Raw genomic sequence first — 16,142 nt, 5'->3', positions numbered from 1 at the left:
TCGGCTTCTCTTTCGCGCGGATATCAGCTGTGCGAAGCCGACGAGTCGCATGCTGTGATCATCTGAGTGGTGGCGATTAGGACATGACGTGTTACGTCCTCTGTCTGGTTTACCTGCGTGTGGTGTGATCTGAGTCACGGTCGGTCGGTTGTTGTGGGGGTCTTTCTGGAAGTTGATCAGCGGGTTACCTTAAGGCGGCTTTAACAACCCTTTATGTGTGGGGGTTCTTTATGGGTCGTCGTCGGGCGGTTGATGGTGCGCGTGGTGCGCGGTTGTCGTTGTGGCGGCGCCCGGTGTGGTCGGCGCGGTTGGCGGCTTTGGTGCTGGTGGCCGGTGTGGTGCAGGCGCCCGGCATCGCGTCCGGGGCACCGGGTGCGGTGGCGCGTGCGGACGCGTCCGAGCCGGCGCCGGCGGGGGTTGCGTCTGAGCGGGAGGCGGTCGCGGCGGCGGCGCGGTCGGGTCGGCCGGTGGAGATCTTGTCGCAGCGGGGTGAGTCGCGGACGGTGCGGGCGCTGCCGAACGGGCGGATCGAGGTCGAGCAGCGGCTGCAGCCGGTCCGGACTCGCAAGGCCGGCCAGTGGGTGGACATCGACACACGGTTGCGCCGCTCGGGCAGTGGTGTGGTGCCGGCGGCGACCACGGTGGGGCTGGTGTTCTCGGCCGGTGGGGACGGCCCGATGGTGCAGATGACCCGGGCCGGTCACAAGCTGGCGCTGTCGTGGCCGCAGCCGTTGCCCGAGCCGGTGCTGGAGGACGACACCGCGGTGTATCGGGGTGTGGCCGGGCCGGATGTGGATCTGCGGTTGCGGGCGCGGGTGGACGGGTTCTCCCATGTGCTGGTGGTCAAGACCGCCCAGGCGGCCAAGGACGCGCGGGTGGCGCAGTTGGCGCTGAAGATGTCGGCCGACCGGATGACGGTCCGGCGGGCGGGCAACGGGGTGCTGACCGCGGCCGACAGCGGGTCGGGTTCGGCGGTGTTCGAGGCGCCGTCCCCGCGCATGTGGGACTCCTCCCGCGCCGAGCCCCAGGGCGCGCAGGCCCGTGGACAGGCCGCCGACCCGGGCGCCGACCCTGCCGAGGGCCCGGCCGACGGCGCCAAGACCGCCCGGCTGGGTGTGGCGGTCGGCAAGGGGAAGCTGACGCTGACCCCAGACCGGGAGTTGCTGGCGGCCGGGGATACGAAGTTCCCGGTGTTCATTGATCCGGTGTGGACGACGAGTAAGGCGACCAGTTGGGGGATGGTGTCGTCGGGGTGGCCGGATGAGTCGTATTACAAGTTCGACGGGAAGTCGACTGAGGGTGTGGGCCGCTGCGAGGTGGCCAAGGATCCCAACTGTGTGAAGAACCAGACCAAGCGGTTGTTCTTCCGGATGCCGCTGCCGTCGATCAAGGGTCGCTACATCCAGAACGTGGAGTTCACGGCGTTCGAGACCAGTGCCTACAACTGCAGTAATCCGACGTCGGTGCAGTTGTGGCGGACGACGGCGTTGAAGTCGTATGCGACGTGGAGCAACACCAATTCCTCGTCGGTGTGGCTGGAGCATCTGACCTCGCGGGATGTGGCGTACTGCTCCAGGGCGCCGGTGGAGTTCGGCGGGGCCAAGCTGCGCTCGCATGTGCAGAGCGCGGTGAACGCCGGGAACTCCACCATCACGTTCGGGTTGCGGGCCTACAGCGAGTCGACGATGGACTGGTGGAAGCGGTTCGCCGATGACGCCTACCTGAAGGTGCAGTACAACAACCCGCCGCTGCAGCCCGACACCGACACCATGTTCGCCAACCCCGGCACCAAGTGCCTCCCGTCCGGGCAGCAGCAGACCGTCAACGACCTGTCCACGGTGTACGCCTACCTCAAGGATCCCGACACCGAGGACAAGAACAAGGTGCAGGGGCAGTTCACGCTGCACTGGGCCAACAAGGCCGACGGCTCGGACTGGGGCCCCAAGTGGACCTCCTCCCTCACCCCGGCCAAAACCTCCGGCAGCCGCTTCTCGGTCACCCTGCCCTCCACCATCCCGCAGCGCACCAAGATCGGCTGGGGAGTGCGCGCCTGGGACGGCGAGCAGTGGGGACCCTGGTCCTACGACGGCGCCCAAACCGGCTGCTACTTCGTCTACGACCCCGCCGTCCCGGGCAAACCGACGGTCACATCGCAGGAGTATCCGAACGACGACGCCTGGCACGGCGGGGTAGGCGAGAGCGGGCGGTTTCTCGTCTCCGACTCCGAGCAGGTCGCCAACCGGTACGAGGTCAGTCTGAACGGTGTTCCTGTCCGGACGGTGACCACGACCAACGGGGCAGAGCAGGTGGTGGTGCTAGCGCCGACCCGGTCGGGTCCCAACGTGCTGACCGTGCAGGCCTTTGCGCCCTCCAACCAGAACGGTCCGAGCTTCTCCTATGAGTTCCGTGCCAATGCGGGGGCCGATCCCGTGGCACGGTTCTCCCTGGACGAGGGTGCCGGTGCGTCCGAGGTGACCTCGACCGGCCCGGGACGGCCGGCGGTGCTGGCGGGATCCGCGGCCTTGGGTGGTGAAGGCAAGCACGGGACCGGGCTGTCGATGGACGGCGTCTACGGTTTCGCCGAGAGCACCCTGCCACTGGTCGACCCCGGCAAGGCATTCACCGTGTCCGCCTGGGTCAAACCGACCCAGTACGGCATGGTGAACGTGCTGGCGCAGAACGCCACGTTCCAGAGCGCCTTCCAACTTGGAATCGAGCCGGACGGTCACCCGGTCTTCAAGAAGCCGTCCACCGATACCAATGACGGCGGTGGTGCATGGCAGAAGGCCATGGACGATGCCCCGCTTCCGCTGGGGGCATGGAGCCACCTCATCGGCGTGTACGACCAGGCCGCCTCACAACTGCGGCTCTATGTGAACGGACAACTCCAGGCCACCGCGGGCGCGGGCACGCCGCTCGCGTCCCACGGCGCCTTCGAGATCGGCCGGAGCCTGTACAACGGCTCCTTCGCCAACTACTGGCCCGGCTCCATCGATGACGTCCAAGCGTTCGGCCAGGTGCTGACCGATGCGCAGGCCCAGCAACTCGCCGATGGCACCGCCCTTACGGGAGCGGCCTCGATCGCTCACTGGAACATGGACGAGCCGGCCGCGAAGAGACGGGTGTACAGCCCCATGGATCCGTGGAAGGCGACCCTTTACGGCGGAGCGACGCTCGGGAACGAAGGGCAGGCGGGCACCGCGCTACGGCTCGATGACACGACCCAAGGGCACGCCGGCACCGACCGTCCGGTCATCAACACCATACGCAGTTTCGCGGTATCGGCCTGGGTTCGCCTGGAAAAGGGAGATCGCACCCGCACGGTGCTCAGCCAGGACGGCACGAGCAAGAGCGGGTTCTACCTCAAATACGACGGCGCATACCGGAAATGGGCGTTCTCAAGGGTCAAGGCCGACTCCGCGGAGACCGGAACCTATCAAGCCTTCTCGAAGGAACCGGCCGTTCTGAATGCCTGGACTCATCTGATCGGCGTGTTCGACAAGAACACCGGGAAGCTGCAGATCTACGTGAACGGCGAGCCGGGAGTCGAGAGCCCAGAGGTCACTTCGGCCTGGCCGGCTTTGGGCGGATTCCAGATCGGGCGCAGCAAGTGGCTCGGCGACCAAGCCGACCACTGGCCCGGCCTGGTCGACGATGTGCGGGTCTACGACCGGATCGTCGGCCAGCAGGAGGCTGAGGAGATGGTCTCTCAGCATCCGGTGCTGAAGGCCCGGTGGCTGCTGAATGCCGATGGTTCGGGTGAGACCAAGGATGGTGCGGGGCCGGGTTTGGTGCTGCGCAATGGTGCGTTCATCGATCCTGCGGCGGGGTTCAAGGGGTGGGCGTCGGTGGCGGGGCTGAAGCTGGATCCGGCGGTGAAGGCGTTCGCCGAGACGACCGGTCCGGTGGTGGCGACCAACGAGAGTTTCACGGTCGCCGGGTGGGTCCGCAACGACGGGCGGCCGCTGGCGCCGGCGACGGTGTTCTCCCAGCCGGGTGCGGCGACGAATGCGTTCGCGCTGCGCTATGTCCCGGGCGAGGATCCTGAGGAGCAGGGCGTCTGGCAGGTCGTGATGCACAACTCCGATGAGGGGTCGGCGACCGGGTTGTCGGCGTCGCATTCGGGGTTCGTGGTGCAGGACTGGTCGCATGTGGCGGTGGTGTACGACGCGTTGCGCGACCGGGTGAGCCTGTATGTGGACGGGCAGTTGGAGCAGACCGCCGACAGCGTGTCCCAGCAGGACCAGGTGATCGGTTTCGAGGCGGCGGGCAACGGCGGGCTGCAGGTCGGCCGGACCAAGTTCGGCGCCGCCGACGGCACCGAGTACTGGACCGACGCCCTCGACGACATCTGGGCCTACCAGGGCGCACTGACCACCGAACAGATCCAGATGCTCGCCGGCGGAGTCGAACTCCCCACCGACGACGGGCCCTAGAACTCGACATGGTTCGCCGTCCCCTGCCGTGGGGCGGCGAGCCACTCCTACCCATGTCCCTTCTCTCCTGGTGATCGCGTGATGCGCCCTCGACCGGGCGGTGGCGATGGAGGACGTCGTGAACGCAGGCCGCAAGAAGCTGGTGTTGGGTCCGCGCCGTGCGGTGACCCTGGCCGCGGGCGTGGCGGCGGTGATGATGTCGGCTGGAGTGCTGACGTCCCCGCCGGCGCTGGCCGACCCGCCCAACTCCCATCGCCCCAAGGCGGCCACTCATGAGAAGCCGGTGCCCGGCCACGACCTGAAGGTCCGGCCTCGCAAGACCGACCCCTCCCAGCCCGGGCCCGCCGCCAAAGCAGCGTGGCCGAAGCCGGGAGCCGCCGAGGTCACCGTCCCCTCCGACGCCAAGGGCTCCGGCGAGCGTGCCGGCGGGCTGCCGGTGCGCGTCCTGGCACCGGGTAAGCAGGCGCGCTCAAAGAGAAGTGTCCCGAAGGCGGACCGGGTGCGGGTCCAGGTGCTGGACCAGGCGAGCAGCCGAAGCCTCGGAGTGGACGGTGTGGCGTTCACCGTCGCACGCACCGATGCCGACGCGCCGGGTCGGGTGAAGGTACGGCTGGACTATTCAGCGTTCGCGCAGGCATTCGGTGGTGCCTACGGTGCCCGGCTGCGCCTCACCCAACTCCCGCAATGCGCCCTGACCACCCCGGACAAGCCGGAATGCCGCACCGGTGAGCCGGTGACCACCGACAACGACGCGGCCTCCAATACACTGACCGCCGACATCGAGGCCGCGCCGATGACGGCGTCGGGGCAGAATGCGACCCTGCTTGTCGCCGCCTCCGCCTCCGACAGCTCCCAGGGCGACTACAAGGCGACGTCCTTGGAAGCCTCGGCCACATGGGACGGCGGCGGCAACATGGGTGACTTCACGTGGTCGTACCCGATGCGGGTGCCGCCCGTCCCCAGTGGCCTGGCGCCGGAAGTGGAGATCTCCTACTCCTCTGCAAGCGTGGACGGACGTACGAGCAACACCAATGGACAGCCGTCGTGGGTGGGCGAGGGGTTCGACCTGTGGCCCGGCTATATCGAGCGGCGGTACAAGTCGTGTGAGGACGACGGCGTTCCCAAGGACGAGTGGGGCAACGCGCCAGGCGACCGGTGCTGGGGCTACGACAATGCGACCGTCACGTGGAACGGCAAGGGCGGAGAGCTGATCAAGGCTTCCGACGGCTCGTGGCGGATGAAGAACGACGACGGCACCAAGTTCGAAAAGCTCACCAGCTCGGCCACCGGCAACGGAGACGACAACGGGGAGTACTGGAAAGTCACCACGGTCGATGGCGTCCAGTACTTCTTCGGGCTGAACCGCCTCCCCGGCTGGGAGGACGGAAAACCGGAAACGAACTCGGCGTGGACGGTGCCGGTGTTCGGCGACGACGCCGACGAACCCTGCCATGACTCGTCGTTCGCGGGGTCGTGGTGCCAGCAGGCGTACCGGTGGAACCTGGACTATGTCGTCGACCCGTCCGGCAACGCCATCAACTACACCTATGGCACCGAGACCAACCACTACGGCCGCAACCTCAAAGTCGGGGACGAGACGCCCTACATTCGCGGCGGCTACCTGAAGACGATCTCCTACGGACTGCGCAAGGACGCGCTGTTCGCCAAGGCGCCGGCGCAGGTCGCCTTCACCACCTCCGAACGGTGCATCCCGGACGCCAACTTCGACTGCGACCCGTCCAAGATCGGCAGCAACCCCGACAAGTGGTGGGACGTCCCCTGGGACCTGAACTGCAACTCCGGCCAGGAGTGCAAGGACACCCACGGTGCGATCTCGCCGACGTTCTGGTCCCGCAAGCGGCTGACCAAGGTCACCACGCAGATCCTCAAGCCGGACGCGTCCGGGTACCGGCCGGTGGACTCCTGGGCTCTGGACCATGAGTGGAAGATGGCCGACATCGAGCGGGACCTGGTGCTGAAGGAGATCGAGCACACCGGGCACGCCTCGACCGACGGCAGTGCTCCGGTGACGTTGCCCAAGGTGACGTTCAACCACGTCCAGATGGACAACCGGCTGGACAAGACCGGCGACGACATCCTGGCCTACACCCGCTACCGGCTCGGCGCGATCTACGACGAGTCCGGTGGACAGATCGACATCGCCTACTCCGACCCCGACTGCACCCTGTCGAACCTGCCGACACCGGAGACCAATACCACCCGCTGCATGCCGGTCATCTGGACACCGCCCGGCCGGGAAGACCCGATCACCGACTGGTTCCACAAATACGTGGTCACCTCCGTCATCCAGACCGACCGGACCGGCCTGGCACCGGACATGGCCACCAAGTACCAGTACCTGGGCGGCGCGGCCTGGCACTTCGACGACGATGACGGGCTGACCAAGGAGAAGAACAAGACCTGGTCGCAATGGCGCGGCTACGGCCAGGTCCGCACCCTCACCGGCGACTTCGACAATCCGGCGGCCCAGACCGACGACTTCTACCTGCGCGGCATGGACGGCGACCGCAAGACCAAGTCCGGCGGCGAGAAGAGCGTCACCGTCTCCGACGGTGAGGGCGGCACCTACACCGACCACGACGCCCTCGCCGGGTTCGAGCTCAAGACCGTCCAGTACACCGCCCCGGGCGGCAGCATCCACAGCAAGACGGTCAACACACCGTGGCGCGCGCAGACCGCGTCCCGCACCCGCTCCTGGGGCACCACCACCGCCAACGTGACCGCGGTCGACACGACCCGCACATGGACGGCCAAGGACGGCGGCGGCTGGACCGAGACCAAGACCGACAACACCTACGCCACGTCGGGCCCTGGACTCGGCCGCATCACCGCTGTCAACGATCTCGGGGACACCAGCACCGGCAGTGACGACAAGTGCACCCGCACCACCTACGCCGATAACGAGGGCGCCTGGATGGTGTCGTTCCCGTCGAGGGTGGACACCGTCTCGGTCGCCTGCACCGCCACCCCGAACCGTCCCGCCCAGGTCGTGTCGGACACGCGCACCTACTACGACAACGGCGGCCTCGGCGCGGCCCCCTCCAAGGGGCGGGCCACCAAGGTCGACAGCGTCGCCGGCTACGACGGCGGTACCGCGAACTACGTGACGCAGTCCGAGATCACCTATGACGCCTATGGCCGTGTCACCAAGGTGAAGGACGCGCTGGGGCAGACCGCCACCACCGTTTACACCGACACCCAGGGCCTGACGACCAAGAAGCAGACGACCACGCCGCCGGCCACACCGGGTAACGCGTCCACGGCGCTGACGAGCACCGAGGAACTGGACCCGGCATTCGGGCAGGCGACCCGTACGACCGATGCCAACGGTCTGAACACCGACCTGGTGTACGACGGGCTGGGCCGGGTCACCGAGGTGTGGCTGCCGAACCGGTCCAAGGGCGGCAACCCGCACCCCAACTACGAGTTCGGGTACCGGGTGGTCGAGGGGCAGATCGTCGCGGTCACCACCAAGGGCCTGACCGCGACCGGTGGTCAACGGGTGGACAAGGTCGAGCTGCTGGACGGGTGGCTGCGCTCCCGCCAGACCCAGGTGCCCGCCCCGGCCGGCCGCCTCATCAGCGACACCTTCTACGATACTCGCGGCCAAGTGGCCAAGTCCTACGCCGCGTACCCGGCCGCAGGAGCCCCCGAGACCGCCCTGTTCGGGGTCGGCACTCCCGGCAACGTCGAGACTCAGACCCGTACTGAGTACGACGGGCTGGGCCGTAAGACCGTCGAGAAGGCCATGAAGGGGAACGGGTCGCAGCCCGAGCAGGAACTGTGGCGCACGACCTACTCCTACGGCGGCGGCAACCGCACTTCGGTCACGCCGCCCAACGGCGGCACTCCCACCGCGCAGATCACCGACGCGCGCGGTCAGGTGGTCGAGCGGCGCCAGTACAAGGCCGCCGCCCCCACCGGCGAGTTCGACGCCACCACCTACACCTACACGCCAGCCGGGGAGATCGCCTCGGTCACCGACCCGTCCGGAAACACCTTCACCACCACCTACGACCTGCGCGGCCGCAAGATCCAGACCACCGACCCCGACAAGGGCACCACCACCTTCACCTACGACGACCTCGACCGCGTCACCTCCACCACCGACGCACGCGACAAGAAGGTCTTCACCACCTACGACGGACTCGGCCGCAAAACCGCAACCCACGAAGGCGCCGCAGACGGACCACTGCTGACCTCCTACACCTACGACACCGTCACCCGCGGCAAGGGCAAGCTCGCCTCATCGGTCCGCCACTTCGACGGCGCGCAGTACGTCAACCAGGTCCGCGGCTACGACACCCTCGGACGTGTGGAGGCCGCCACCGTCACCATCCCCTCCCAGCAGGGAGCCCTGGCCGGGACGTACCTGTTCTCCACCGCCTACAACCTCGACGGCACCGTCCAGAGCAGCAGCCTGCCCGGCGCCGGCGGGCTGCCCATCGAGACCGTCGTCAACACCTACGATGCCTGGCAGCGGCCCACCCGGCTGACCAGCGCCAAGGGCACCTACGTCAACGACACCGTCTACACCCCGCTCGGCAAGCCGTCCATCATCGAGATGGGCACCGCACCGACACGGGCGTGGCAGACCTTCAGTTACCAGTACGGCAGCCAGCGGCTGGACACCGCCAAGACCTTCCGTGAGGGCATCGACGGCAACGACCGCTTCGCCACCTACCACTACACCGACTCCGGCGCCATCACCTCCGTCACCGACGACTCCCGCGACGGCGTCGACAACCAGTGCTTCACCTACGACCACCTCCAGCGCCTGACAGAGGCCTGGACGCAGGGCACCACCGGCGCCTGCGCCACCCAACCCAGCGCCTCGGTGATCGGCGGACCGGCCCCGTACTGGCAGTCCTTCGCCTACGACAAGACCGGCAACCGCACCGGCGAAACCCGGCACGGAATCGGCGGCACAACCGACACCACCCGCACCTACACCTACGCCCCCGCCGGACAGGGCAACCGCCTCACCCAGGTCACCCAGACCGGGCCGGCAGGCAACCGCACCGACACCTACGGCTACGACGCCACCGGCAACACCGCCACCGTCCAGAACACCGATGGCGCCCAGACATTCACCTGGAATACCGAAGGCGAACTGGCCAAGGTCACCGAGAACGGCAACGACGAGACGTACATCTACGACGCCGACGGCAACCGCCTGATCCGCAAGGATCCCGCCGGGAGCACGCTCTACCTGCCGGAAGGCAACGAACTGAGGGCCCTCAACGGCGCCACTACCGCCACCGGCACCCGCTACTACGCTTTCGCCGGTAAGACCGTCGCCATGCGCACTTCCAACGGGCAGGTCACTTACCTGTCCGCGGACCACCAGGGCAGCGGCCAGGTGGCCATCAACGCCACCACCCAGGCCGCCATAGTCCGCCGCTTCACCCCCTTCGGCTCCATCCGCGGCTTCGACGAGAACGCGACCTGGCCCAACGACAAGGGCTTCGTCGGCGGCACCCAGGACCCCACCGGCCTCACCCACCTCGGCGCCCGCGAATACGACCCCGACACCGGCCGCTTCATCTCCGTCGACCCCCTCGTCGACCAGGCCGACCCCCAGCAGATGAACGGCTACACCTACGCCAACAACAGCCCCATCACCAACAGCGACCCCGACGGCAACATGTGCCGTCGCACGCCCGACGGCGTTGAATGCTTCAACGGGGACGGAGTCGACCGCCGGCCCACCAAGCACGGCTACGACGTCTATGACCGCAGGGGAAGGAAGGTCGGCTCCACGGACCCGTCGTGGCGGCAGACCCCCCGCGGCAACCAGAAGGCGAGGCAGACGCTCTGCTCCCTGATGCCGGCCGCATGCCCGCCGCGGGCACAGATAAGGCCGCCGCGGCCCTACGACCCTCCGTCCCTTATCGGAGATTTCCTGGCGGGTCTCAACCTGAAGAATCCCTGGGTGGCGAGCAGTAATGGCGCGGGTTACCTGTCCGAGTTGATGAAGGCGCTCGGGCTCGGTGGGCTCGCGTTGGAGAACGATCTCTACAGCGTTCTCGGCAAACTCGGCCTCAGCGATGAGACGGTCAACATGCTGCGGCGCACGATAGGCGGCTCCGGGGGATCGCGTCCCCCGTCCGGGAATCTTTATGTGAAGGGCGCCAAAGTCGGTTCGAAAATCGGAAAGCTGGGAGGGCGCGCACTCACCGTGAGCAAGGTGGCCGGTCCGCTCGGCATCGGAATATCGGTCGTCGATGGCGTGAACACGCAGGTCAACAACGACAAGCAGCGGTCGGATCTGACCAGTGACGACAAGAGAAGCCGGCTGTTCCTGCGTGGCGCCGGCGCCGGCGTCGGCGCGTATGTCGGCGCATCGCTCGGCACGTTCTGCGGGCCTGCCGCACTCGCCTGCGGCGTCGCCGGCGGATATCTGGGGGCGGCCGCCGGCGGGGCGATCGGCGGCTGGGTGGGCAGGAAGTTCTACGGTGGCTAGACTGAGAGACGGTCGTATCCGCTAATGTCGGCCTACTCTGACGGAGGGCGCATGGATGGTGCCGAGACACCGGTCGAGCCTCTCTCATGGTGGGTCGCGGTGGTCTGCTTCGCCATGTTCGCCCTCGCGTTCTACGGGCATTTCGCCTACCGGCAGTACGGCCGTCTCAGCAGATCGTGGCTGCGGTACAACTACTTCAATGAGAACGTGCCGGGGATGATCAGGTACGCGCCGTTGAACATGCTCCCCATATCGAGTGTGTTCGGTCTCTGGGGGCTGATCGCGGTAGTGAGCCACCTTCCCGAGAACGACGTCACCTATTGGATTTCCGCCGTTCTCGTGGTCCTGTCGGCGGTCGCGGCCATCATTGCCATCACGCGGCACCTCGCAGGCTACTCCGACAAGAAGAAGCCGCAGTGGCTCATCGACGAGGAGCGCCGGCGCGGTATTCGCGCCGAATGATCTGAGCGGGTCGGGACGGGCGGCGGAATCCGCTAGATTGGCGGAAAAACGAAGATCCGGAGGTGCCGCCGTGGGTGAGAGGCCGGAGATCGACACGAGCGTTCCGCATTCGGCGCGGGTGTGGAACTACCTGCTCGGCGGGAAGGACAACTACGAGGTCGACCAGCAGGCGGCCGAGCAGTTTCGGGGCATGTTCCCGCAGATCGTCGACGTGGCCCGCGCCGACCGGGCGTTCCTCGGCAGGTCCGTCCGGTATCTGGCGGGCGAGGCCGGGGTGCGGCAGTTCCTCGACATCGGCACCGGGCTGCCGACCATGGACAACACCCATGAGGTCGCCCAGCGCGCCGCCCCGGACGCGCGGATCGTCTACGTGGACAACGACCCCCTCGTGCTGACCCACGCGCGGGCCCTGCTCAGCAGCAGCCCGCAGGGCGCCTGCGACTACATCCACGCGGATCTGCGCGAACCGGGCGACATCCTGGAGAAGGCCGCCGCGACGCTCGACTTCGGCAAGCCGGTCGCGATCATGCTGCTGGGCATCATGCACTTCGTCCACGACGACGACGAGGCGCGGCGGCTGCTCGGGGTGCTGCTGGACGCCGTCCCGTCCGGGAGCCATGTCGCCATGACGCACTCCACCCTCGACTTCGACCGGGGGGAGACGGCCCAGGCGGAGGCGCAGGACGACTGGAACGAGAAGTCGGCTAACCCGATGGTGCCGCGCACGCGCGAGGCCATCACCCGGTTCTTCGACGGTCTGGAGCTCCTGGAGCCGGGCGTGGTCTCCATGTCGCGCTGGCGTCCCGAGCACACGCCCTGGGGCCGGCCCGACGAGGTGCCCGGGTACGCGGCCGTGGCCCGCAAGCCCTGATTCACCCGCGCGGGGGAGGCGGATCGCGCCGGCGGGGGATCGGTGCGGGCGGTCGCGGCTGTGATCGTGGTGTCCCGGAGCAGGGAGCGCCATGAGAGGAGACCGCGATGACGGTCATGACCATGTCGCCGGCCGAGCGGGTGCGGGCCGGGTGGCGGAGCGCGCACGGCGCCGTCGACGGGGTGCCGCGGTGGGCGCGGATCGCCGCGCTGGCCGTCCCGTTCACCGTGCTGCCCGCGGGGCTGTGGCGGATCGCGGCGTTCACGCTGCACCTGCCGATCATCGACGGCGATGATCTGGGGCCGGGGGACGGGCGGGGCGACCTGCCGGGCTGGCTGCCCCTGGAGGCGTACGTCGTGGTGCTGTCGCTGGTGTCGGAGCTGGTCGCCTTCACCGCCGTGGGGCTGATCGCGCGGTGGGGCGAGGTGTTCCCCCGGTGGGTGCCGGTGCTGCGGGGACGGCGGGTGCCGACGATGGCCGCGGTGATCCCCGCGTCGATCGGCGCGGCGGTTTTGACGGTGCTGTGGACGGTGTCGGTGGTCAACTGCCTGGTGTTCCAGAAGACCATCCAGGGGCGCCCGCTGCCGGACGGCTTCCCCATCCACTTCCACAGCTGGGAGGGGGTGCTCGGCGTCCTCGCCTACGCGCCGCTGGTGGCGTGGGGGCCGCTGCTCGCGGCCGTCACCGTCGCGTACTACCGGCGACGCGCCCTCGCCTAGGGGGAACCGGCCCGAGTACGGTTTGCGGCATTCCCCCCAGTGTTGGAGGTTCGTGTGGCGTCGTTGGTCGAGATGGTGCCGCCGTCGGTGTCCGGGCGGCTGCTGCGAAGCGTCTTCGCGTTGCCCGAGCCCGTGAAACGGCTGATCGTCGGGGCGCCGGTGCGCCGGGACGGGCAGGAGCTGGCGCTGGACGCGCAGCTGCTGCTGATGATGATGCGGCTGGAGGGGGAGCGCCGGCTGGCCGGCGGGTCCGTCGCGGCCGCGCGGGCCGGCCTCGCCCGGACGAAGGTGCTGCTGCCGGGGCTGCCCGCGCGGCCGGTGCGCACGCGGGCGGTCGACGCGGGCGGGGTGCCGTCCCGGCTGTACACGCCGAAGGCCCTCCCGGACGGGTCGCCGCTGCTCGTCTTCTACCACGGCGGCGGCTGGGTCATCGGCGACCTCGAAACGCACGACGCGGTGTGCCGGTACCTGGCGGTGCATGCCGAGGTGCGGGTCCTGTCGGTGGACTACCGGCTGGCGCCCGAGCACCCCTATCCGGCGGCGCCGGACGACGCGCTCACCGCCTACGCGTACGCCGCCGAGCACGCCGCGGAGCTGGGCGCCGACCCCGGGACGATCGCGGTCGGCGGCGACAGCGCGGGCGGCAACCTCGCGGCGGTCGTCGGGCTGCTCGCGGAGCGCACGCCGGACTTCGCGCTGCTGTTCTACCCGGCGACCGACCTGTCCGCCCGGCGGCGGTCGCGGGAGCTGTTCGCTGAGGGGTTCTACCTGACCGACGCCGACATGACGTGGTTCGGCGACCACTACTGCCCTGAGGAGCGGCGCGCCGAGGTGAAGGCGTCGCCGCTGCTCGCCGACGACCTGAGCGGGTTCCCGCCCGCCTACATCGCGACGGCCGGGTTCGACCCGCTGCGGGACGAGGGCGAGGAGTTCGCGAAGCGGCTGGAGAAGGACGGGGTGCGGGTCGCGCTGCGCCGCCAGGACGACCTCATCCACGGGTTCGCGAACACGTGGTCGCTCGGCGGACGGGCCCGGGAGGCGCTGTCGGAGGCGGCCGGGGCCCTGCGCACCGGGCTGTACGCGGGGCCCCGGGACCGGAGCTAGAGGGGCAGGCCCGTCAGGATCATGACCTTCTCCTCGGTGTAGTCGGCCATCGCCGACCGCAGGCCCTCCCGGCCGACGCCGGAGTCCTTCACGCCGCCGTAGGGCATCTGGTCGGCGCGGTAGGACGGGACGTCGCCGATCACGACGCCGCCGACGTCGAGCTCGCGGTGCGCGCGGAACGCGATGTCGAGGCTGCGGGTGAACACGCCCGCCTGGAGGCCGAACTTGGAGTCGTTGACGAGCGCGAACGCCTCGTCGACGCCGTCCACCGGCTGGACGAACATGACCGGGCCGAAGACCTCCTCGCGGGACACCTTGGCGTCGGCGGGGACGCCGGCGAGGACGGTCGGGGCGTAGGCGGCGCCCTCGCGGGTGCCGCCGGTCAGCACCTTCGCGCCCGCCGCGACGGCCTCGTCCACCCAGGCTTCGACGCGCTCGGCGGCCTCCTGGCTGACGAGCGGGCCGACCTGCGTCTTGTCGTCCCACGGGTCGCCGGTGACGAGCGAGGCGACGGTGTCGACCAGCTTCGGTACGAACTCGTCGTACACGGACCGGTCGACGTAGACGCGCTGGACGGCGATGCAGCTCTGCCCGGCCTGGTAGTTGGCGAACAGCCCGATGCGCTTGGCGGCCCAGTCGAGGTCGGCGTCCGGCAGGACGACGGCCGCGCCGTTGCCGCCGAGTTCGAGGGTGACGTGCTTGCGCGGCGCCCGGTCGTTGATCGCCCAGCCGACCGGCACCGAGCCGGTGAACGACACGATCGGCAGCCGCGGGTCGTCGACCAGGCCGGACGCGCGGTCGTTCGGCACCGGCAGGATCGAGAACATCCCGGCGGGCAGGTCGGTCCCGGCGAGCAGCTCGCCGAGCAGCAGCGCCGACAGCGGCGTGGCGGGCGCCGGCTTGAGCACGATCGGGGTGCCCGCCGCGATCGCCGGGGCGATCTTGTGCGCGGCGAGGTTCAGCGGGAAGTTGAACGGCGAGATGCCGAGCACCGGGCCGCGCGGCACGCGGGTGATGTAGGCCATCCGGCCCTCGGCGGCCGGGTCGGTGTCGAGCCGCTGGGTGGTGGCGCTGAAGCGGCGGGCCTCCTCGGCGGCGAACCGGAACGTGGAGATCGCGCGGGTCACCTCGCCGCGCGCCCACAGCAGCGGCTTGCCGTTCTCGGCGGTGATCAGCCGGGCGATCTCCTCGGCCCGCTCGGCGATCCGCGCGGACACGTGCGCGAGCGCCTCGGCCCGCACGTGCAGCGGCAGCGCCGCCGCCTCCCGGCGGACCGCGTCCGCGGCGGCGATCGCCTCCTCCACCTGCGCGGGCGTCGGGACGGCCGCCGTCCCGACCACGCGGCCGTCGTAGGGGTGCGTAACGGTCAGCTCACCGTCACCGGTCTCGGGCCGGCCGGCCAGCCAGAATGGGGTCGCGTTCATGCGTTCACGCTATCTCCGCGGGGCCCGAATGCGAGTCTCCACGATGTCCAATCCGATCGCCTCGACTGGACGACACGGCGAGCGCGATCCACAGTTCGGCACGGACGGCCGGGTCGTCCGGGTCGCGGCCCAGGAGTTCGGCGGCCTTGCGCATCCGCGCGCGGAGGGTGTGCCGGTGGACGCCCAGCGCGCGCGCCGCCGCCTCACCCTGCCCGTTGGCCGCGACATAGGCCCGGACGGTCTCCACCAGGTCCTCCTTCCGCAGCGGCGCCAGAAGTGTGTCGGCGAAGGCGCGGGCGACGGGCGGGTCCAGGAGGTCGAGGACGCTCTGCCCGGGAAGGTCGGCGTGGCGGAGCACGTCCTTGCCGGTCTGCCGGGCCGCAGCCAGCGCCTCCTCGGCCTCCCGGAGCGCCGCCGGCAGATCATCGGACGCCGGGGTGCTGACGCCGACCGGGCCGGTGCCGGCGAGCAGCGCCTCGACCGCGCCGGACAGCTCGTCCGGGACGACGACGGCGACGTGCCCGCCCAGCGGCACCGCCGGGCAGCGCGCCCCCGCCGGGTCGGACTCCAGCGCGTCCAGGACGGCGGTGCCGCCCGCGCAGGCCAGCACCCGCACCGGCCCGCGCGGCACCGCGGGCC

Annotated in this window: 8 protein-coding genes; 6 read left to right on the top strand and 2 right to left on the bottom strand. The window is 69.4% G+C overall.

The genetic code is table 11. The features are described 5' to 3' along the window. Positions 1 to 308: 308 nt before the first annotated feature. The 6 genes from AB0K34_RS14305 to AB0K34_RS14280 all read left to right on the top strand — a co-directional run bounded on the left by AB0K34_RS14305 (position 309) and on the right by AB0K34_RS14280 (position 14,079). Positions 309 to 4,436: a LamG domain-containing protein gene (locus AB0K34_RS14305; protein WP_364548555.1), complete on the top strand. Its 4,128-nt coding sequence runs from the start codon at positions 309 to 311 to the stop codon at positions 4,434 to 4,436. 118 nt (positions 4,437 to 4,554) lie between these two features. Beyond that, positions 4,555 to 10,923, top strand: a complete 6,369-nt coding sequence (locus AB0K34_RS14300) for an RHS repeat-associated core domain-containing protein (protein ID WP_364548552.1) — start codon at positions 4,555 to 4,557, stop codon at positions 10,921 to 10,923. 51 nt (positions 10,924 to 10,974) lie between these two features. After that, positions 10,975 to 11,385, top strand: coding sequence for a hypothetical protein (locus AB0K34_RS14295; protein ID WP_364548549.1), 411 nt, complete (start codon positions 10,975 to 10,977; stop codon positions 11,383 to 11,385). 70 nt (positions 11,386 to 11,455) lie between these two features. Further along, a complete protein-coding gene (locus AB0K34_RS14290; RefSeq protein ID WP_364548547.1) occupies positions 11,456 to 12,256 on the top strand; it encodes an SAM-dependent methyltransferase in 801 nt (266 codons plus the stop codon). A gap of 107 nt (positions 12,257 to 12,363) precedes the next feature. Next, positions 12,364 to 12,975 carry a hypothetical protein gene (locus AB0K34_RS14285; protein WP_301177196.1) on the top strand — a complete coding sequence of 204 codons (612 nt, stop codon included), beginning with the start codon at positions 12,364 to 12,366 and terminating at the stop codon, positions 12,973 to 12,975. A 54-nt stretch (positions 12,976 to 13,029) separates the two neighbouring features. Continuing rightward, the gene (locus AB0K34_RS14280) at positions 13,030 to 14,079 is read left to right on the top strand and encodes an alpha/beta hydrolase (RefSeq protein WP_205719213.1); all 1,050 of its coding nucleotides are present in this window, start codon (positions 13,030 to 13,032) and stop codon (positions 14,077 to 14,079) included. Here the strand turns inward: AB0K34_RS14280 and AB0K34_RS14275 are convergent. Both AB0K34_RS14275 and AB0K34_RS14270 read right to left on the bottom strand, forming a co-directional pair. Beyond that, positions 14,076 to 15,503 carry an aldehyde dehydrogenase family protein gene (locus AB0K34_RS14275; protein WP_138636253.1) on the bottom strand — a complete coding sequence of 476 codons (1,428 nt, stop codon included), beginning with the start codon at positions 15,501 to 15,503 and terminating at the stop codon, positions 14,076 to 14,078. The genes AB0K34_RS14280 and AB0K34_RS14275 overlap by 4 nt on opposite strands. Positions 15,504 to 15,507: 4 nt before the next feature. Further along, a partial coding sequence (locus AB0K34_RS14270) for a helix-turn-helix domain-containing protein (RefSeq protein WP_364548542.1) occupies positions 15,508 to 16,142 on the bottom strand: 635 nt, incomplete at its 5' end.

Source organism: Actinomadura sp. NPDC049382 (assembly GCF_040677125.1).
In the GTDB taxonomy this organism is placed as follows: Bacteria; Actinomycetota; Actinomycetes; order Streptosporangiales; family Streptosporangiaceae; genus Spirillospora; species Spirillospora geliboluensis.
Note: the sequence above shows the minus strand (reverse complement) of the source record. Positions and strands in the feature narration are given on the sequence as shown.

Coding starts and splice junctions, on each gene's coding strand:
- AB0K34_RS14295 (WP_364548549.1), top strand. CDS start 10,975: ATGGATGGTGCCGAGACACCGGTCGAGCCTCTCTCATGGTGGGTCGCG.
- AB0K34_RS14285 (WP_301177196.1), top strand. CDS start 12,364: ATGACGGTCATGACCATGTCGCCGGCCGAGCGGGTGCGGGCCGGGTGG.
- AB0K34_RS14275 (WP_138636253.1), bottom strand. CDS start 15,503: ATGAACGCGACCCCATTCTGGCTGGCCGGCCGGCCCGAGACCGGTGAC.